Here is a 19,464-nt window from a genome sequence, read left to right as displayed (position 1 = left end):
GCCTCACCGCTGCGCGTTGGCTGCGATGCGATGGGGCTGGGTCTGTCCTTTAGAAGAGAAAGTAACGCTGCGCCATCGGCAAGATGTCCGCCGGCTCGCACCACAGCAACACCCCATCCGCCTTGACCTGATAGGTCTGCGGGTCAACATCGATATTCGGCAGGTAATCGTTGTGGATCAAGTCGGTTTTCTGCACCTTGCGACAGCCTTTGACCACCGCGATTTTCTTCTTCAAACCCAAGGTTTCCGGCACGCCTGCGGCCTGCGCCGCCTGGCTGATAAAGGTCAGGCTGGTGGCATGCAGCGAGCCACCGTAACTGGCGAACATCGGGCGGTAGTGCACCGGTTGCGGCGTCGGGATCGAGGCGTTGGCGTCGCCCATCAGGCTGGCCGCGATGGCACCGCCCTTGAGGATCAGCGTCGGCTTGACCCCGAAAAAGGCCGGGCGCCAGAGCACCAGGTCGGCCCATTTACCCACTTCGACCGAACCGACTTCGTGGCTGATGCCATGGGTGATCGCCGGGTTGATGGTGTACTTGGCGATGTAGCGTTTGACGCGGAAGTTGTCGTTGCCTGCGCCGTCACCGGGTAGCGGGCCGCGCTGCTTTTTCATCTTGTCGGCGGTCTGCCACGTACGGATGATGACTTCGCCCACGCGGCCCATGGCCTGACTGTCGGAGCTGATCATCGAGAACGCGCCGAGGTCGTGGAGGATGTCTTCGGCGGCAATCGTCTCGCGGCGGATGCGGCTTTCGGCGAAAGCCACGTCTTCGGCAATGCTCGGGTCCAGGTGGTGGCAAACCATCAGCATGTCGAGGTGTTCGTCGATGGTGTTGCGGGTGAACGGCCGGGTCGGGTTGGTCGAACTCGGCAGCACGTTGGCAAAACCGCAGGCCTTGATGATGTCCGGGGCATGACCGCCGCCCGCGCCTTCGGTGTGGTAAGTGTGGATGGTCCGGCCCTTGAACGCGGCGAGGGTGGTTTCGACAAAACCGGACTCGTTGAGGGTGTCGGTGTGGATCGCCACCTGCACGTCGTACTGATCGGCCACGCTCAGGCAGTTGTCGATGCTCGCCGGGGTGGTGCCCCAGTCTTCGTGGAGCTTGAGGCCGATGGCGCCGGCCTTGACCTGCTCGATCAACGGTTCCGGCAGGCTGGCATTGCCTTTGCCGGTGAGGCCGATGTTCATCGGGAAGGCGTCGGCGGCTTGAAGCATCCGCGCCAGGTGCCACGGTCCCGAGGTGCAGGTGGTGGCGTTGGTCCCGGTGGCCGGGCCGGTGCCGCCGCCGATCATGGTGGTGACGCCGCTCATCAATGCTTCTTCGATCTGCTGCGGGCAGATGAAGTGGATGTGCGTGTCGATGCCGCCAGCGGTGAGGATCATGCCTTCGCCAGCGATCACTTCGGTGCTGGCACCGACCGCGATGGTCACGTTCGGCTGGATGTCCGGGTTGCCGGCCTTGCCGATGGCCGCAATGCGCCCATCCTTGAGGCCGACGTCGGCTTTGACGATGCCCCAATGGTCGATGATCAGTGCGTTGGTGATCAGCGTGTCGACAACTTCGGCGGCGAGTAACTGGCTCTGACCCTGACCATCGCGGATCACTTTGCCACCGCCGAATTTCACTTCTTCGCCGTAGGTGGTGAAGTCTTTTTCAACCTCGATCCACAGCTCGGTGTCGGCAAGACGGACCTTGTCACCGACCGTGGGGCCGAACATGTCGGCGTAGGCTTGTCTTGAGATTTTCATGTACTTGCCTTGGGATTCAATTGGGTTTGAGACCGCTCGCGTAGCTCGCTATCGCCGCCTTCGGCAGCTCCTACGGTTCGTGTTCACACGTGATCGCGTTGAATGCGGCCCGTAGGAGCTGCCGCAGGCGGCGATCCTTTGGGGGCGCTTCAGTCGAGGTCGCCCATGATCCTGCCGGCAAACCCGAACACCCGGCGATGCCCGGCCAGGTCCACCAGCTCGACCTCGCGGCGCTGCCCCGGTTCGAAGCGCACGGCGGTGCCGGCCGGGATATTCAGACGCATGCCACGGCTGGCGGCACGGTCGAACGTGAGGGCGTCGTTGGTTTCGAAAAAGTGGTAGTGCGAGCCCACCTGGATCGGCCGGTCGCCGCTGTTGGCCACGGTCAGGCTCAGGGTGCGACGGCCGGCGTTGAGCTCGATGTCGCCTTGCTTGATCTGATATTCGCCAGGAATCATTCAGGTTGTCCCAGAGTCTTGAAGTAGATGGCGGTCGGGCTGTAGCGACCGTCCGGGCTTTGGCAATAGTTCGGCAGTTCACCGACACGGGTGTAGCCAAGGGATTGATAGAATGCTTCGGCCGGCGAGCCGGCTTCGGTGTCGAGGTACAACAGGCCCCGTTTGTGCTGGCGTGCAGCGAGCTCCACAGCATTCATCAGTTGTTGCGCAAGGCCGCGTCGACGCGTGTCATGACGTACCTGGAGTTTTTGCACTTCGGCGCGATTGCGACCGTTGGCTTTCTGGCACAGGCCCAGTTGTACGCTGGCCAGGACCTTTTCATCGTGAACCACTACCCACAGCAACAGATTGCCGTCCTCAAGCCCGGCCTGGACACTGTTGATGTAGGCGCGGGCCTGCGCGTCATCAAGGTCGGCCATGAAGCCGATCGAGGCGCCGTGCTGCACGGCGTCAAACAGCAAATCAATCAAGCCCTGACGGTAGTGCGCGAAGCTTTCGGTGGTCACACGTCGCAGTTGGGCAGTGTTCATGGTGTATCACTCCTTGTTGGCGACAGGCGGCTCCGCACCCGGATTGAGGATCAGCTGCATGAAGGTCAGGTCGAGCCAGCGGCCGAACTTGGTACCCACTTGCGGCATGCGCCCGGTGGTGATGAAGCCGGCCCGTTCGTGCAGGCGAATCGAGGCGGCGTTAGCGCTTTCGATGGCGGCGACCATCACGTGTTTATTGCAGCCCCTGGCGCGCTCGATCAGCGTGTCCATCAGCTGTGGGCCGAGGCCATTGCCGCGCTGATCGCTGCGCACGTACACCGAATGTTCGACGGTGTGGCGGAAACCGTCGAACGGCCGCCAGTCGCCGAACGAGGCGTAGCCGAGCACGCTGTTGTCGGTGTCGACAATCACCAGAACAGGATAGCCCTGAGATTGCCGGGTGCTGAACCAGGCCTGGCGGTTAGCGAGGTCCACGGCGTGTTCGTTCCAGATCGCCGTCGTGTTGAGGACCGCGTCGTTGTAGATGTCGCGGATCGCCGGCAGGTCGGCGTGCAGCGCATCACGGATGTGATAGGTCATGGTGCAGCCTCAGACGATGGGTTGGTGGACGGTGACCAGTTTGGTGCCATCGGGAAAGGTCGCCTCGACCTGGATCTCCGGGATCATTTCCGGGATGCCTTCCATCACCTGTTCGCGGCTCAGCAGGGTGGTGCCGTAGTGCATCAGTTCGGCGACCGTCTGGCCGTCACGTGCGCCTTCGAGCAGCGCCGCGGAAATGTAGGCCATCGCTTCCGGGTAATTGAGTTTCACGCCGCGCGCCAAACGCCGCTCGGCGACCAGTCCGGCGGTGAAGATCAGCAGCTTGTCTTTTTCGCGTGGGGTCAGGTCCATGTGGGGTCCAATCAAATTGTGTTGTAAACGCTATCCGTAGGAGCTGCCGCGGGCTGCGATCTTTTGATCTTCTTGAGGCGCGACAGACAAAGGTCAAAAGATCGCAGCCTGCGGCAGCTCCTACAGGTATGTGTGTTCAGGTGCTCCATATTCTGGGTGGGACTGCTTCGCGGCCGAGCAAGGCCGGTCTGAGCAACTTCCACAAATCAATCAGCCACCCTCGGGCCAACAGGGCTTCACTGGCCAGGCAACGAGCGACGAGCAACCCCGGCAACTGGCTCAGATCACCCCGTACGTCATTGGGTAAAGAGCGGCAGGCCTCCAGCAATTCGCTGTCGATTTCACCCGTTACCAGCAACGTCGCAAACACCGGCTGGCCATCCAGCCCGATCGGCGAATCAAGCAAACCGTCATCCCCGACAATGCGCTGGCGTTCGTGCCAGAGCAACTGGCCGTCGCGGCGGATTTCCAGCGTTGATTGAAAATGCCCGCGCTCGAAGCGTTCGCCGCTGGCCGGACGACCCAGCGCCACGACGTCCCAATAGAACAGTCGAGCATCGCCTTCAAGGTCGATAAAGGTCCGGAGTTCGGCCTGGGCGGCGCTGAAAATGATGGTTTCCTGCGGCAGCCACTCCAGCGTGGCGCCGGCCGCGACGTTCAAAACGAGCTGCTGGCAGGCCGGCCCGGCGGCGCGATACCACTTGGCAGCGCCAGGGCTGGTCAGCTGCGCCCAGGCGTCGGCACCGACACGGGCGCTGATGTCCAGCCGATCACCGCCGGCAATCCCGCCCGGCGGGTGGACGATGATGTGCTGGCACACCTCGGGGCCTTCGGCGTACAGGTGCTTTTGTACCCGCAGCGGGCCCTTGTGGCGGCGCAGGATCGGGCGCGTGCTGTCGCCGAATCGGGCGTAGCCGAGTTCCAGCTCGGCGTGCCAGCAGGGGGTGAACAGTGCTGCTGTGATTGAAATGGGAGCAAGAACGGTCATATTTTCTAATTATCGTCAGGACACTACAGACTAGATCGTAACCAGCCCGCGCACACCTTCGGCTTCCATATTTTCACCCCGTCCTTGCTGGACGATCTCGCCCCGGGACATCACCAGGTACTGATCGGCCAGCTCGGCGGCGAAATCGTAGAACTGTTCGACCAGCAGGATCGCCATGTCGCCCCGGGCTGCGAGTTTTTTGATCACAGCGCCAATTTCCTTGATCACCGACGGCTGAATGCCTTCGGTGGGCTCGTCGAGAATCAGCAAACGTGGCCGACTGGCCAGTGCGCGGCCGATGGCCAACTGTTGTTGCTGGCCGCCCGACAGGTCGCCACCGCGACGTTGTTTCATTTGCAGTAACACCGGGAACAGCTCGTAGATGAACGCCGGGACCTCCCTGGCTTCCGGGCCGGGGAAGCGTGACAGGCCCATCAGCAGATTTTCCTCCACTGTCAGCCGCCCGAAAATCTCCCGACCTTGTGGCACGTAAGCGATCCCGGCGTGTACCCGTTGGTGCGGCTTGAACGAGGTGACGTCCTTGCCTTCCCAGTTCACCGATCCTTCCTTGGACGGCAACAGACCCATCAGGCACTTGAGCAGGGTGCTCTTGCCGACACCGTTGCGCCCGAGCAGGCAGGTAACTTCACCCACCTTAACCTCAAAGCTCAGGCCCCGCAGAATGTGGCTACCGCCGTAGTACTGGTGCAGCTTGTCGACTTGCAGCATGTTCAAATTCCTTGTGTTCAACACGGTCCCGCTGTCGTAGGCGCTGCCGCAGGCTGCGATCTTTTGATCTTGTTTTTGCTCTGCGGCGCCAGGAGGAAAAGATCGCAGCCTCGCTCCGCTCGACAGCTCCTACAGGGGAAGTTTCAGCGGCCGAGATACACCTCGATAACCCGCTCGTTGTCCTGCACCTGTGCAAGTGATCCTTCGGCCAGCACGCTGCCCTGGTGCAGCACCGTGACGTGGTCGGCAATCGAGCCGACGAAGCCCATGTCGTGCTCCACCACCATCAGCGAATGCTTGCCGGCCAGGCTTTTGAACAGCTCGGCGGTGAATTCGGTTTCGGCGTCGGTCATGCCCGCCACCGGTTCATCGAGCAGCAGCAGTTGCGGGTCTTGCATCAGCAACATGCCGATTTCCAGAAACTGCTTCTGCCCGTGCGACAGCAGGCCTGCCGGGCGATTGACCGAAGTGGTCAGGCGAATGGTTTCGAGTACCTCGCAGATGCGGTCTCGTTGTTCGCCATTGAGTTTCGCTCGCAGGCTGGCCCATACCGACTTGTCGGTTTTCTGCGCCAGTTCGAGGTTTTCAAACACGCTCAAGGCTTCGAACACGGTTGGCTTCTGAAACTTGCGACCAATCCCGGCCTGGGCTATCTGCACTTCGCTCATTTGCGTCAGGTCCAGGGTTTCACCAAACCAGGCGTTGCCATGACTGGGCCGGGTCTTTCCGGTAATCACGTCCATCAGCGTGGTTTTGCCCGCGCCGTTGGGGCCGATGATGCAGCGCAGTTCGCCGACACCGATGTACAGATTCAGCGCGTTGAGCGCCTTGAAACCATCGAAGCTGACGCTGATGTCTTCAAGCGTGAGGATCGTGCCGTGGCGGGTGTTCAGGCCTGGGCCGACGCGTTGACCGAGGCCGATGGCGTCGCGGCTGCTGCCGGCGTCTTTATTGGGGTCCGGTGGAAAAAAGACCGGTTCGAGCATGAATTCGGCCGTCGCAGTGGTTCTCATTTTACAAGCCTCATTGTTCGCCCTTTTTCTTCAGCAGACCAATCACGCCTTTGGGCAGGTACAGGGTCACGACGATGAACAGCGCGCCGAGGAGGAACAGCCAGTATTCGGGAAAGGCCACGGTGAACCAGCTCTTCATGCCATTGACCACACCCGCGCCGAGCAGCGGTCCGATCAACGTGCCGCGTCCGCCGAGCGCGACCCACACGGCGGCTTCGATGGAGTTGGTCGGCGACATTTCGCCGGGGTTGATGATCCCCACTTGCGGCACGTAAAGGGCCCCGGCGAGGCCGCACAACACGGCGCTCAAGACCCAGACAAACAGCTTGAAGCCGCGTGGGTCGTAGCCGCAGAACATCAGCCGGTTTTCCGCGTCACGCAGGGCCGTCAGGACCCGGCCGAACTTGCTTTGCGCCAGGCGCCAGCCGATGAACAGGCTGGCCACCAGCAACAGCACGGTGGCGACGAACAGCACTGCGCGAGTGCCCGGCTCAGTGATACCAAACCCCAGAATCGTGCGGAAATTGGTGAAGCCGTTGTTGCCGCCAAATCCGGTCTCGTTGCGGAAAAACAGCAGCATCCCGGCGAACGTCAGGGCCTGGGTCATGATCGAGAAGTACACGCCCTTGATCCGCGAGCGGAAGGCAAAGAAGCCGAACACCAGTGCCAGCAAACCCGGCGCCAGCACCACCAGGCACATCGCCCAGATAAAGCTGCTGGTGCCGGTCCAGTACCACGGCAGCTCGGTCCACGAGAGGAAGGTCATGAACGCCGGCAAGCCATCGCCCGAAGCCTGGCGCATCAGGTACATGCCCATGGCGTAACCACCGAGGGCGAAGAACAGGCCATGGCCCAGGGACAACAACCCGGCGTAACCCCAGACCAGGTCCAGCGCCAGGGCAACGATGGCGTAGCAGAGAATTTTGCCGACCAGCGTCAGCGTATAGGCGGAAACGTGTAGCGCATTGTCCGGTGATAACAGCGAGAGCAACGGCAAGGCCAATAGCAGAGTGAGAATCATCGCGCCAACGGCAATCGTGACCTTGGGGCCAGCCTTTTGTGTGGCGGTGAGCATCAGGGGCTGGTTCATCAGTCGATCACCCGTCCTTTGAGTGCGAAGAGTCCTTGCGGGCGTTTCTGAATGAACAGAATGATCAGCGCGAGGATCAGGATCTTGCCGAGTACGGCGCCGATTTGTGGTTCAAGAATCTTGTTGGCAATCCCCAGGCCGAAGGCGGCGAGCACGCTGCCGGCCAGTTGGCCAACGCCGCCGAGTACCACCACCAGGAACGAGTCGATGATGTAGCTCTGGCCGAGGTCCGGGCCGACGTTGCCGACCTGACTCAGGGCCACGCCGCCAAGCCCGGCGATACCCGAGCCGAGGCCGAAGGCGAGCATGTCGACGCGCCCGGTAGGCACGCCACAGCAGGCGGCCATGTTGCGGTTCTGGGTGACCGCGCGCACGTTCAAACCGAGGCGGGTCTTGTTCAGCAGCAGCCAGGTCAGCACCACCACACACAGCGCGAACGCGATGATCACGATGCGGTTGTACGGCAGCACCAGATTGGGCAGTACTTGAATCCCGCCCGAGAGCCAGGCCGGGTTCGCCACTTCGACGTTCTGCGCGCCGAACAGCAATCGGACCAGCTGAATCAGCATCAGGCTGATGCCCCAAGTGCCGAGCAGGGTTTCCAGCGGTCGGCCATAGAGGTGGCGAATCACCGTGCGCTCCAGCGCCATGCCGATGCCGGCAGTAACAAAAAACGCTACCGGCAACGCCACCAATGGATAGAACTCGATCGCTTGCGGGGCGAAGCGCTGAAACAGCAACTGCACCACGTAAGTGGAGTAGGCGCCGAGCATCAGCATCTCGCCGTGGGCCATGTTGATCACCCCGAGCAGGCCGAAGGTGATCGCCAAACCGAGGGCCGCCAACAGCAGGATCGAACCCAGGGACATACCGCTGAAGGCCTGACCGAGCAATTCGCCGACCAGCAGTTTGCGTTTGACTTGCGCCAAGCTGGTTTCGGCAGCCGTGTGCACCGTGGCGTCAGCTTCGACGCCGGGTTCGAGCAACCCTTCAAGGCGGGTGCGGGCCAGTGGGTCACCGGTTTCACCGAGCAAGCGCACGGCCGCCAGGCGCACGGTCGGGTCACTGTCGGCCAGTTGCAGATTGGCCAGCGCCAAGCTCAGGGCGGCGTGAACGCTTGGGTCTTTTTCGCCCGCCAGTTGCTGGTCGAGGAATGCAAGCTGCGCAGGTTTTGCGCTTTTTTGCAGTTGCTGCGCGGCACTCAAACGCACGTTGGCGTCAGTGGCGAGCAGTTGATGACTGGCCTGTACGGTGTCGATCAGACCCCGCAGGCGGTTGTTCAGACGCAGGGTTTTGGCTTCACCGTCGACGGTCAACTGGCCTTGTTGCAGCGCATTGATCAGTTCGATGCGGGCCGGTTCGGGCTGCGCGGCCCAGGTTTCCAGAAGCTTGGCTTGCTGCACGGGATTGGCCGCGACGAAGTCTTCGGCGTCCCCGGCATGGGTGGCCATGGGGAACCAAAGAGTGAGGACCAGAAGCAGACGATAAAGGGGCATGGCTACGTCCTTGACGGCGATGAAAGCCCCTGTATGAGCTGCCGCAGGCTGCGATCTTTGGGCGTCCTTGCAGACGCCAAAGATCAAAAGATCGCAGGCTGCGCCAGCTCCTACGGGGATGATGAGCGGCAGATCAGTTGCTCTTCACCGCATACTCCGGTTTCTTGTCGTTACCCGGTATGAACGGGCTCCACGGCTGGGCGCGGATCGGGCCTTCGGTCTGCCATACCACGTTGAACTGCCCATCGGCCTGGATCTCGCCGATCATCACCGGCTTGTGCAGGTGGTGGTTGGTCTTGTCCATGGTCAAGGTGTAGCCGGACGGTGCGGCGAAGGTCTGGCCGGCCAGGGCTTCGCGGACCTTGTCGACATCGGTGGACTTGGCTTTTTCCGCGGCTTGCGCCCACATATGAATGCCGACGTAGGTGGCTTCCATCGGGTCGTTGGTCACCGCTTTGTCCGCGCCCGGCAGGTTGTGTTTTTTGGCGTAGGCTCTCCAGTCGGCGACGAACTTCTGGTTCACTGGGTTATCCACCGATTCGAAGTAGTTCCACGCGGCGAGGTTGCCCACCAGCGGTTTGGTGTCGATGCCACGCAGTTCTTCTTCGCCTACCGAGAAGGCCACGACCGGAACGTCGATGGCTTTCAGGCCCTGGTTGGCCAGTTCTTTATAGAACGGTACGTTGGAGTCGCCGTTGACCGTGGAAATGACCGCCGTCTTGCCGCCCGCCGAGAATTTTTTGATGTTGGCGACGATGGTTTGATAGTCGCTGTGACCGAACGGCGTGTAGACCTCCTCGATGTCCTTGTCAGCCACGCCTTTGGCGTGCAGGAACGAACGCAGGATCTTGTTGGTGGTCCGCGGGTAGACGTAGTCGGTGCCGAGCAGGAAGTAGCGCTTGGCGCTGCCGCCTTCTTCGCTCATCAGGTATTCCACCGCCGGGATCGCCTGTTGGTTCGGTGCGGCGCCGGTATAGAAGACGTTCGGCGACATCTCTTCACCTTCGTATTGCACCGGGTAGAACAGCAGGCCGTTGAGTTCTTCGAACACCGGCAAAACCGATTTACGCGACACCGAAGTCCAGCAGCCAAACACCACCGCGACCTTGTCCTGGGTCAGCAACTGCCGGCCCTTTTCCGCAAACAGCGGCCAGTTCGACGCCGGGTCGACCACCACAGGTTCGAGCATCTTGCCGTTGACTCCTCCCTTGGCGTTGATCTCGTCGATGGTCATCAGCGCCATGTCTTTAAGCGAGGTTTCAGAGATCGCCATGGTCCCGGACAACGAATGCAGAATCCCGACCTTGATGGTTTCGGCGGCCTGGACAGTCCAGGTCATGCCCATCGCGGCAATGCTTGCCGATAGTGTGAAAGCCTTTATCAAGCTGCGACGCTTCATTGTGCGATCTCCATGAACGTTTAATTTCTGGTTGGCAGATGCGAACGACTGAAGGGGCTTTAGCAAGGGCTGTGCCCGGTCGGAGAAAGGCACGGAAATGTCGTGTTAGAGCGGTTGCGCCGTTTGGCGGCGCACTATGAAGGAACGGTCTCGATGTGCTGGTGCGTGCGGACGCGCCAGATTGGTGCCTTGGTGTTCAACCAAAGATCGCAGCCTGCGGCAGCTCCTACGGAGGAATTCGATTGCGGTAGGAGCTGCCGCAGGCTGCGATCTTTTTTTAGCGGCGGCGCATCAGGCCGATGAAGAACAGGCCACCGATGGCTGCGGTGGCCACACCGATCGGCAAGTCCTCAGGGGCGATCAGGGTTCGCGCCGCGACGTCGACCCACACCAGAAACACACTCCCCAGCAGCACGCACACCGGCAGCAAGCGCCGGTGTTCGGCACCGACCAGGCGCCGGGCAATGTGCGGCACCATCAGCCCGACAAAACCGATCGAACCGCTGATCGACACCAGCACCCCGGTCATCAGCGAGGCAATCACAAACACCCGCAGCCGCACCGTTCGGGCGTTCAGTCCCAGCGTCACAGCCGTCTGCTCGCCCGTCATCAACGCATTCAACGGTCGGGCCATGCCCAGCAACAGCACCCACCCGAGCAACACGCTGGCGGCGGGCACTGCCAGCAACTCCCAGCGCGCCAGCCCGAGGCCGCCGAGCATCCAGAACATCACCGCGGAACTGGCACGGTGATCGCCGAGAAACAGCAGCAGGTTGGCGATCGCCATCATCACGAAGGACACCGCCACGCCGCACAGCAGCAGGCGATCACTGTCCAGCCGACCGTTGCGGTTGGCGATCATCAGCACGATCAGCATGCTCAGCAATGCGCCGATGAATGCAGCGATTGGCAGCGTCAGCAGGCCGACGATCTCGCCCACATGCAGCACCACGATCACCGCGCCAAGGGTCGCGCCGGAAGTCACGCCCAGTAGATGCGGGTCGGCCAACGGGTTGCGCGTGACCGCTTGCAGCACCGCGCCGATCAGCGCCAGCCCGGCGCCCACCAACGCGCCGAGCAGCATGCGCGGTACGCGAATCAGCCAGACGATATGTTCCTGTCCGGCGCTCCAGTTCACCTCGCCAATCCCGAATGCCTGATGCAGCAGAATCCGCCAGACCACGTCCACCGGCACCCTGGCTGCGCCAAAGCCCAACGACACCACGCAGGACACCAGCAACAGCGCGCCGAGGGCAATCAGCAACATGGCATAGCGACGATTGATCATTCGCCGTGGAAACCCTTGGCCAGGGTTTCCACCGCCAGCACATTGTCGATCCCCGGTGTGGCTTGCACATAAGGGATGACGATGAAGCGTTGGTTCTTGATCGCATCCACCGATTGCAGAGCCTTGTTGTTCAACAGGAATTGCTCCTTTTGCTCGGCGCTGACTTCGCCGTAATCGACGATCACGATCACCTGAGGATTACGCTCGACAACGTTTTCCCAGTTGACCCGGGTCCAGCTCGCGTCGACGTCATCGAGAATATTGCGCCCGCCCGCAGCGTCGATCAGCGCTTGCGGCATGCCCAGACGGCCCGAGGTCATGGCCCGGTCTTCACCGCTGTCGTAGAGAAACACACGCGGCTTTTCACTTGGCAGGTCTTTGCGAACCTCGGCCACTTGCGCCTGCATGTCGCTGATCAACCGGTCGGCGCGATCCTGTACGTCGAAGATCTTGCCGAGGTTGCGCAGGTCGTTGTAGGTGTCATCAAGGCTGGCGGCTGGACGCTTCATCACAAAGGCGCAGGATTCGCTCAGTTCATAGACGTTGATCCCCAGCGGCCCGAGGGTTTGCGGAGTCAGATCACCGCCAATGCGCATGCCGTAATCCCAGCCGGCGAAGAAGAAATCGACGTTGGCGTTGAGCAGGGTTTCTACCGACGGGTACTTGGCGGCGAGTTCCGGCAGGCCGTCGAGAATGCTCTGCATATCGGGCGTCACGGCTTTCCAGCCACTGATGCCGCTGTAGCCGACCATCCGTGGTTTGAGGCCGAGGGCGAGCATCATCTGGGTCATGTTGATGTCGTGACTGAGGGCGTGTTTCGGTGCCTCTTTGAAGGTCACTTCACGGTTGCAGCTCTGTATCGTCAACGGGTAATGGGTCGCTTCGGCGAACGCCTGGGCGCTGCCCAGCAGCAGGGTGATGGACAGGCTGGAGCGGAGCAGGGTGCGCAAGGTCATGTTGGGTTATCCAGGTAATTCGGGGGTAGCCGGACAGCGGGTGTTCATCGATCAGCGCTTCGACGCCGAACACCTCACGCAGTAGCGTGGTGGTCAGCACATTTTTTGGCGTGCCGCTGGCGACGATGCGTCCGTGGTTGATCACGTACAGCCGATCGCAGAACGCAGCGGCCAGGTTGAGGTCGTGGATGCTCGCCAGGGTGCCGATCTGCAAGCGCTTGACCAGTTGCAGCAGTTCGAGCTGATAGCGTGGATCGAGGTGGTTGGTCGGTTCATCGAGGATCAGCAATTGCGGTTGCTGAGTCAGGGCGCGGGCGAGAATGACGCGTTGTTTTTCGCCGCCCGACAGGGTGGCAAAGGCGTGATCTTCGAAGCCTTTGAGGCCCACTGATTCCAGAGCCTGCCCGGCGATCCGACGGTCTTCCAGGGTATCGCCATCGAACAGGCCTTTGTGCGGTGTGCGGCCCATGGCGACCACTTCGTCGACGGTCAGGCCAAAGGCATCGGGGAACTCCTGCAACACCACGGCGATGCGTTGCGCGCACCAGCGCGACGACTGCTTCCAGACGTTGTGATGGGCAAGATGCACCTCGCCGGATTTCGGTTTGCTGAACCGGTAGGCGCAGCGCAGCAGGCTGGTCTTGCCGCTGCCGTTGGGCCCGATCAAACCGACGAACTCGCCGGCCGCCACGTGCAGGCTGGCCTCACGTAGCTGGAACTGGTGATGACAGTGGCCATGGCCCAGCGGTGTCCAGGCGAGATGGGTGAGGTTCAGCGAGGTCATTGCGTGCTCGTTCGGCGGGTGTTTGCAGCGGGCCGACATTGTAAGGTCAACCGCGCTGCTGTAGGCATCTCGCTGTATTCAGGATGAAGATGAGGCCGATTCAGGCTGGCGGTTGAAGCGCGACAGCAGCACTCGGTCGAGCAGCCATACCACGATCAGCGAAGCGCCCACCAACGGGAATACCACCGCCAATGCGAGGATGATGAACGCCCCGGTTTTCCAGGTCGGCAGGTCATGGCGCAACGGCGGAACACCGAGCTTGCCCTGTGGGCGGCGCTTCCACCAGATCACTACACCGCTGACGGCGCTGAGCAGGATCATCAGGCAGATCAGCAACACGACGATCTGGTTGAACGGCCCGAACAGCTTGCCTTCGTGCAGCATCACGCCCATTTCCGTGGCGCGGGCGACATTGCCGTAATGCTGCCAACGCACATCGGCGAGGACTTCGCCGCTGTACTGGTCGACGTGCAAGGTGGCGTCGTTACGCGGGTCGTCAGCGAACACAGCGATGGTGAACACGCCGCTGGCGGTGCTCGGGAAGGTGATGCTGTAACCGGGCTCGATCTGGCGTTGAACGGCAATGTCCTGCAGGTCTTGCAGGCTGATGGTCGGCGCCGCCGGGGCGCTGCTGCCGCCGTTGTGGGCCATGTGTTCGGCGTGGTCGCCGGACATTGGCATCGGCGTGTTTTCCATGGCCCAGGGCACGGTCTGACGGGTCGCGGTGTTGAGGCTGCGGGCTTCTTGGTCGGACTTGGGCACGTTGTTCCACATGGCCGCCGGGAAGCGGTTCCAGACCTCGGCGTATTGCTTGCCCCAGAAACCGGTCCAGGTCATGCCGCTGAGCAGCATCACCAGCAGAAACGCCGCGCCCCAGAACCCGGTCACGGCGTGCAGATCACGCCAGAGCACACGTCCGCGACTGTTGAATCGTGGCCACACGATCCCCGCGCCGGTTTTACCGCGTGGCCACCACAGGAATACCCCGGAAACCACCAGTACAACGCCCCAGCCAGCAGCGAGTTCGACCAGCCGATCACCGACGGTGCCGATCATCAACTCGCCGTGAATCGCCCGGGCGATTGCCTGCAGGTTTTTCTTCGCGTCCTGCTCGCCAAGGACGTCGGCGTGATACGGGTCGATGAAGACGTTGAGCTCGTTGCCAGCGTTTTTAACGACAAACTGTGCGCTGCGCTCGGCGTTGACCGGTGGCAGGTACTGCTTGATCTGGCCTTGTGGATAAGCCTCTTGGACACGGCGCAGCAACTCGTCGGCACTGACGGGGTGATGGCCGGCCGGCACATTGAGCAGGCTGCCATACATCAGTGGATCGAGTTGCGGTTTGAACAGGTAAACGATGCCGGTCAAGGCCAGCATCACCATGAACGGCGCAACGAACAGCCCGGCATAAAAATGCCAGCGCCAGGCCAGGTTGTAGAAATTCGGTTTGGGTTGGCTCATTGGGAGCGCTCCGCTTGGCGATGAATCTGTAGTTGTTCGAGTGATGCCTCGGTCCCGTAGCAGCTGGCGCAGCCTGCGTTCGGCTGCGAAGCAGCCGTAAAACCTCAGAACGCGGTTATCCAGATGGATCGCATCGTGTGGATTACGACCGCTACGCGGCCGAACGCAGGCTTCGCCAGCTGCTACGGGTATGGCGTCCTTGCCAGGTGTTTTAGAAGCTCATGTCGACCTTGGTCCAGAACGTGCGCCCTGGTTCGTTGATCGCTTGCGGGTTATTGGCCGGGTAGCCGAACCCGGCGTTGCCGGCCAGGTTCAAGTGCTCGGCGTAAGCCTTGCCAAACAGGTTGTCGACGCCGGTACTGACCCTCCAGTGCTTGTCGATCCGGTAAGCGCCGTTGAGCGAGAACACACCGAAACCCGGGCTCTTGTCGTAGTCCTTGCCGACCACGTTGCCCTTGTTCTGCTCGATCCGGTTCTGCGCCGCGACCACTCGCCACAAGGCGCCGGCGCTCCAGTTGTCTTCGCTGTAGGTCAGGCCGAAACGTGCATCCAGCGGCGGCATTTGTGGCAACGCAGTGCCGTTGCTGGTGTCTTTACCCCAGGCGTAGGCCAGGGTCGCGTCGGCTTTCCAGTGGGAGGTGAGGTTGTAGGCCGCGCCGAGTTCGCCGCCCATGATTCGCGCATCGATGTTTTCGGCTTTCGAGGTCATGCCCATCATGCCGGGGGTGTAATCGAACAGAATGTAGTCGTGCACTTCGCCGACATATCCCGAGACCCAGGCTTCGAGGTTCTGGGTTTTGTATTGCAGGCCGACATCGAGCTGGGTGGTTTTCTCAGGCTTGATCGAATCGAAGGCATTGAGCGAACCGGCAGGCCCGGACTTGGGCGAAAACAGCTCCCAGTAATCCGGGAAGCGTTCAGCGTGGCCGAGGCCTGCGTAGAGCGTGGTCGGACTGTCCGCCAGATCATGCTCATAGCGCACGAAGCCGCTCGGCAGGGTATCGGCGCGGGTCTCGTCGGCGGTCGGGTTTGCTCGGTTCATCATCCCGGAGCCGATGGTCTGGCGAAAATCCTTGGCCGAGGCACGGTCCAGTCGCGCACCGCTGATCAGGCGATCACGGTCGGCGGCGTACCAGGTCAGCTCGCCGAAGACGCCGTAGTTATGGAAGTCCGCATCCTTATTGCGTGGTACGTCCTTGTAGGTGTCGATGCCCATGGCAGCGCGCTGACGGTGTTCGTTGGTTTGCGCATCGATGCCGCTGATCAACTGCACATCGGCCCAGCGCCAGGTGGCCTTGACCCGCGCGCCGAGGGTTCGGCGGTCGACGTTGGAGGCCATGGGACCGGCCATCATCCCGGTGCCAGATGGCGTGCGCAGGGTGTAGTTGTCCATCACGTGGTCGGCGTAGTTGTAGTAGACCTGCGCTTCGAGCTTATCCAGCACCTCGCCAAGGTTCGACTTCTCGAAACGCAGGCCCAGGCTTTCGCGCTTGAACTGCGAACCGTCCATGCCGCGCCCGGCAGAACGTGCCTCGCCGTCGCCCTTGCCGGCGGTCAATTCCAGCAGCGTGTCGGCATCCGGCGTCCAGCCCAGGGCGACATCGCCGTTCCACTTGTCGTAGCGCGACGGCACGGTGTCGTTGTTGCCGTCGCGGTAGTCGTCGGAGTGAGCGGTGTTGCCGATCACCCGTATGTAGCCCAATGGGCCACCGGCCGCAGCGTCGACGAGCTTGTCGAAACGCCCGTTGGAGCCGGCCAGCAGGCTGGCGTTCACCCGGGTACCCAGCTCGCCGAAGCTTTCCGGTTCGCGGTCAAACAGGATGGTGCCCGCAGAGGCACCGGGTCCCCAGAGCACGGTTTGCGGGCCTTTGATCACGGTCAGCTTGTCGTAGGTTTCCGGCGAAATGTAGGAAGTTGGGGCGTCCATCCGGCCAGGGCAGGCACCTAGCACCATGCCGCCGTTGGTGAGAATGTTCAGCCTTGAGCCGAACATGCCGCGTAGCACCGGATCGCCGTTGGTGCCGCCATTGCGAACCAGCGCGAACCCCGGAATGGTCTTCAGGTAGTCGCCACCGTCGCTGGCCGGCACCGGTTGGCGCGGGTCTTTGGGGTTGGTGACGATGGTCAGCGGTGAACTTGGGGCGATAGCGGTGATCACCGTCGGGCTCAACTCTTCGGTGTGCTGGCTATGATCAACCGGTTGCTCGGCGGCGATGGCCAGTGGGGTGAGCAGGGCGCCGCACAGAATGGCGGTGGCCTGTGTGAAACGTGCGCGTGGCGCATTCAGGGCGAAAGATACCTGAGCAGCGCTCAAGCGTGTGTCAGCAGAAAACCTGGACATAAAGGTTCCATCAATCAGTCGTCAACAACACGGCCGGCAGCCTGCGGCTGTCGTTCTCTACAGTCGGCCGTATGAGTAGGGGGGTGTTTACGCGACGATGGGCGGGGCGCGGGTGCGGGCACCGGGGAAGACGGTTTGCCGGGCATGGCCCAGGCGAGGGGAGGGGCTGATGAAGCGGTGGGCGGGCGGGGTGTCGAAGGCGGTGAACGACAGGCCGCCGGGTAGCGCGGGGCAGTTGAAGAGCAGGCTGCAGTAACCGCATCTTTCCCAGAGCGCATGGTGATCGGGTTTTGGTGTGCAGTGTTCGGCAGCCGCTTGCTCGGCATGGGCGTCCGCCGACATGTCCATGCTCATGCTCATGTCCATCGACATGTTCATGTTCACAGGCATCGGCATGCGTTGATCCATCGGCATCGACTGAGAAATCAGTGGGCCGATAAAGATCATCAACATGGCGAACAGGCTGATCCAGCTACCGCGCGCGACCTTTAACGAGGTCTTGCGTGGCACTGGTCGCCTGACGCTGAGCGAGCGCCGTGCGTTCACAGGGGGTTCAGACTGTGATTACTGGGCGTGCTTGTGCTCTTCGGTGCCGGCGGGCGGTTGTTTCTGTACCGCGACTTCGACGGTCACATCGCCGGATTTTTCGAAATGCAGGGTCAGCGGGAAGCGCTTGCCGTCGTTCAGCAGGCTGCGGTCTTTGAGCTCCAGCAGCATCACGTGCCAAGCCATCGGCGCAAACGTGATGTCGCCGCCCGCCGGAATCTCGACGCTCGGCACTTGCTGCATTTTCATCAAATCACCTTGCATCACATGCTCGTGCAACTCGGCAATGCCTGCGATCGGCGAAGCAACGCTGAGCAGGCGGTCGGCGGTTTTACCGTTGTTGTGGATCACGAAATAGGCCGCCACCGTTGGCGCATTCGGCGGCAGTTCCTGCGACCACGGATGGGCGATGTGAATCTCGCCAGCGCTGTATTCGTGAGCATTGGCAAAGCACACAGGCAGCAACAAGGCGGCCAGAACGATGAGTTTCTTCAACATGGCAGTTCTCCAGAACGATTAAACACGCAGATCAATTGCGACGGTAATCAGACCAGAGGAGAAGCGCGGGGATTGAGGCTCGGCCATTGCTGGCGCGGTGTGGGGATATCGAGGGTCGGCGCAGGTCGGCTTCGATTGGCCTCGAAACGCGCGAAATACAGCTGTGGAACATGGCCCGGCAACGCCACAAAAGGTGCCGAGCCTGAGCAGCACCAGCAATGCTGCATGTTCGAGTGATCGTCGTTTTGCGGGGCCTTTTGCTCAAGCTTGCCGAGAGAAATCGCCACCAGCTTCGTCCCGCTGGACGAGCAGAAACTGCCCCACAACAACTGCTCGGCCGGCGACTGACTGGCGCCTTGCGCCATCGCGCCGGAGATCGGCATGGCGAGCATATTGAACAGCACTGCGAAGCAGGCGATCCAGGCAAATGCTAGCCGTTGTCGGGACATGGGGCATATCCGGTTGAGTGGGTGATCAGCCGGGTATTTAGCCTGATCGGGAGCGATAAGTAAAAAACCGCCGTGCGGTATGGTGTCGCAGCGAACTTAGGCGGCTGTTGCGTGGAGCTTAAGCCCCAAGGCCTTCATCACCTTCATGATAGTCGTGAATTCTGGATTACCCGTGCTGCCCAGTGCCTTGTACAAACTTTCACGACCTAAACCTGCATCACGGGCAACCTGCGTCATGCCTTGTGCCCGAGCGATGTCGTTGAGCGCGGCACGTATCAAAGCGCCGTCACCTGCATCTTCTTCAAAGCAGGCATCCAGGTAAGCCGCCATTTCCTCAGGGGTTTTGAGAAATTCGGCGGCGTCGAAACGGGTGAATTGTTCGGCCATGATTTACTCCTCATTACCGATGTTTTGCGCCATCTGTTGAGCGCGTTTGATGTCTCGTTTTTGAGTCGACTTGTCGCCTCCTGCCAACAGCAGATAAACCACTTCACCTTTACGAGTGAAGTACATCCTGTAGCCGGGACCGTAATGCACACGCATTTCATAAACAGCCTCACCGACTGCTTCACAATCACCGAAGTTTCCATGCTCGGCAGCTCGAAGCCTGGCGACAATACGAGCCTTGCCGATGGTGTCCTTGAGTGAGTGAAGCCAATCGGCAAATGGTCGAGACTGTTCGAAGTCGATCATGCCGGATCGTATTCCTTGGGATACAAGTTGGCAAGCAGCACTTTCCTGGGGCGACCGTTGTCAGCCTGTGGGGGCAGGTTCGTGCTTTTCGGGGAAGTGAGGAGTCTGAGAGCGCTCAGGAAATGTAGAGCAGAGCCGTTGAG

Annotated in this window: 20 protein-coding genes and 1 pseudogene; all 21 read right to left on the bottom strand. The window is 61.3% G+C overall.

The window, feature by feature from the left end; genetic code table 11:
• Positions 1 to 49: 49 nt before the first annotated feature.
• Complete coding sequence (gene ureC, locus BLL42_RS10610) at positions 50 to 1,750, bottom strand: urease subunit alpha (protein ID WP_071552015.1); 1,701 nt, start codon at positions 1,748 to 1,750, stop codon at positions 50 to 52.
• Between the two features lie 149 nt (positions 1,751 to 1,899).
• Complete coding sequence (locus BLL42_RS10605) at positions 1,900 to 2,208, bottom strand: urease subunit beta (protein WP_071552014.1); 309 nt, start codon at positions 2,206 to 2,208, stop codon at positions 1,900 to 1,902.
• Entirely contained in the window at positions 2,205 to 2,738 is a 534-nt protein-coding gene (locus BLL42_RS10600; RefSeq protein ID WP_071552013.1) for a GNAT family N-acetyltransferase, read from the bottom strand. The genes BLL42_RS10605 and BLL42_RS10600 overlap by 4 nt, the downstream gene beginning before the upstream one ends.
• Before the next feature lie 6 nt (positions 2,739 to 2,744).
• On the bottom strand, positions 2,745 to 3,278 hold the full coding sequence (locus BLL42_RS10595) for a GNAT family N-acetyltransferase (protein WP_071552012.1): 534 nt from the start codon (positions 3,276 to 3,278) through the stop codon (positions 2,745 to 2,747).
• Positions 3,279 to 3,287: 9 nt separating this feature from the next.
• Positions 3,288 to 3,590 (bottom strand): urease subunit gamma, encoded by a 303-nt coding sequence (gene ureA, locus BLL42_RS10590; protein ID WP_003221215.1) that lies wholly within the window; start codon positions 3,588 to 3,590, stop codon positions 3,288 to 3,290.
• A 136-nt stretch (positions 3,591 to 3,726) separates the two neighbouring features.
• The gene (locus BLL42_RS10585) at positions 3,727 to 4,554 is read right to left on the bottom strand and encodes an urease accessory protein UreD (protein WP_408004024.1); all 828 of its coding nucleotides are present in this window, start codon (positions 4,552 to 4,554) and stop codon (positions 3,727 to 3,729) included.
• A gap of 54 nt (positions 4,555 to 4,608) precedes the next feature.
• Complete coding sequence (gene urtE, locus BLL42_RS10580; protein WP_071552010.1) at positions 4,609 to 5,307, bottom strand: urea ABC transporter ATP-binding subunit UrtE; 699 nt, start codon at positions 5,305 to 5,307, stop codon at positions 4,609 to 4,611.
• A 143-nt stretch (positions 5,308 to 5,450) separates the two neighbouring features.
• Positions 5,451 to 6,320: an urea ABC transporter ATP-binding protein UrtD gene (gene urtD, locus BLL42_RS10575; protein WP_071552009.1), complete on the bottom strand. Its 870-nt coding sequence runs from the start codon at positions 6,318 to 6,320 to the stop codon at positions 5,451 to 5,453.
• A gap of 10 nt (positions 6,321 to 6,330) precedes the next feature.
• A complete protein-coding gene (gene urtC / locus BLL42_RS10570; protein ID WP_071552008.1) occupies positions 6,331 to 7,410 on the bottom strand; it encodes an urea ABC transporter permease subunit UrtC in 1,080 nt (359 codons plus the stop codon).
• Complete coding sequence (gene urtB / locus BLL42_RS10565; RefSeq protein ID WP_071552007.1) at positions 7,410 to 8,906, bottom strand: urea ABC transporter permease subunit UrtB; 1,497 nt, start codon at positions 8,904 to 8,906, stop codon at positions 7,410 to 7,412. Before urtB ends, urtC begins: the two co-directional genes overlap by 1 nt.
• A gap of 133 nt (positions 8,907 to 9,039) precedes the next feature.
• Positions 9,040 to 10,305, bottom strand: a complete 1,266-nt coding sequence (urtA, locus tag BLL42_RS10560; protein WP_071552006.1) for an urea ABC transporter substrate-binding protein — start codon at positions 10,303 to 10,305, stop codon at positions 9,040 to 9,042.
• A gap of 277 nt (positions 10,306 to 10,582) precedes the next feature.
• Positions 10,583 to 11,593, bottom strand: a complete 1,011-nt coding sequence (locus BLL42_RS10555) for a FecCD family ABC transporter permease (RefSeq protein ID WP_071552005.1) — start codon at positions 11,591 to 11,593, stop codon at positions 10,583 to 10,585.
• Complete coding sequence (locus BLL42_RS10550; protein ID WP_071552004.1) at positions 11,590 to 12,549, bottom strand: ABC transporter substrate-binding protein; 960 nt, start codon at positions 12,547 to 12,549, stop codon at positions 11,590 to 11,592. Before BLL42_RS10550 ends, BLL42_RS10555 begins: the two co-directional genes overlap by 4 nt.
• Before the next feature lies 1 nt (position 12,550).
• A pseudogene (locus tag BLL42_RS10545) lies at positions 12,551 to 13,333 on the bottom strand (ABC transporter ATP-binding protein); the annotation flags it as partial.
• 78 nt (positions 13,334 to 13,411) lie between these two features.
• A complete protein-coding gene (locus tag BLL42_RS10540; RefSeq protein ID WP_071552003.1) occupies positions 13,412 to 14,794 on the bottom strand; it encodes a PepSY-associated TM helix domain-containing protein in 1,383 nt (460 codons plus the stop codon).
• A 211-nt stretch (positions 14,795 to 15,005) separates the two neighbouring features.
• The gene (locus BLL42_RS10535; protein WP_071552002.1) at positions 15,006 to 17,135 is read right to left on the bottom strand and encodes a TonB-dependent copper receptor; all 2,130 of its coding nucleotides are present in this window, start codon (positions 17,133 to 17,135) and stop codon (positions 15,006 to 15,008) included.
• 87 nt (positions 17,136 to 17,222) lie between these two features.
• On the bottom strand, positions 17,223 to 17,645 hold the full coding sequence (locus tag BLL42_RS10530) for a DUF2946 domain-containing protein (protein ID WP_071552001.1): 423 nt from the start codon (positions 17,643 to 17,645) through the stop codon (positions 17,223 to 17,225).
• A 54-nt stretch (positions 17,646 to 17,699) separates the two neighbouring features.
• On the bottom strand, positions 17,700 to 18,179 hold the full coding sequence (locus BLL42_RS10525) for a copper chaperone PCu(A)C (RefSeq protein ID WP_071552000.1): 480 nt from the start codon (positions 18,177 to 18,179) through the stop codon (positions 17,700 to 17,702).
• Positions 18,180 to 18,226: 47 nt separating this feature from the next.
• Positions 18,227 to 18,628, bottom strand: coding sequence for a DUF2946 domain-containing protein (locus BLL42_RS10520; RefSeq protein ID WP_071551999.1), 402 nt, complete (start codon positions 18,626 to 18,628; stop codon positions 18,227 to 18,229).
• Between the two features lie 96 nt (positions 18,629 to 18,724).
• Complete coding sequence (locus BLL42_RS10515) at positions 18,725 to 19,015, bottom strand: addiction module antidote protein (RefSeq protein WP_071551998.1); 291 nt, start codon at positions 19,013 to 19,015, stop codon at positions 18,725 to 18,727.
• Positions 19,016 to 19,018: 3 nt separating this feature from the next.
• A complete protein-coding gene (locus tag BLL42_RS10510; RefSeq protein WP_071551997.1) occupies positions 19,019 to 19,321 on the bottom strand; it encodes a type II toxin-antitoxin system RelE/ParE family toxin in 303 nt (100 codons plus the stop codon).
• Positions 19,322 to 19,464: the final 143 nt, after the last annotated feature.

The organism is Pseudomonas frederiksbergensis (assembly GCF_001874645.1).
GTDB classification, from domain to species: Bacteria; Pseudomonadota; Gammaproteobacteria; order Pseudomonadales; family Pseudomonadaceae; genus Aquipseudomonas; species Aquipseudomonas frederiksbergensis_B.
Note: the sequence above shows the minus strand (reverse complement) of the source record. Positions and strands in the feature narration are given on the sequence as shown.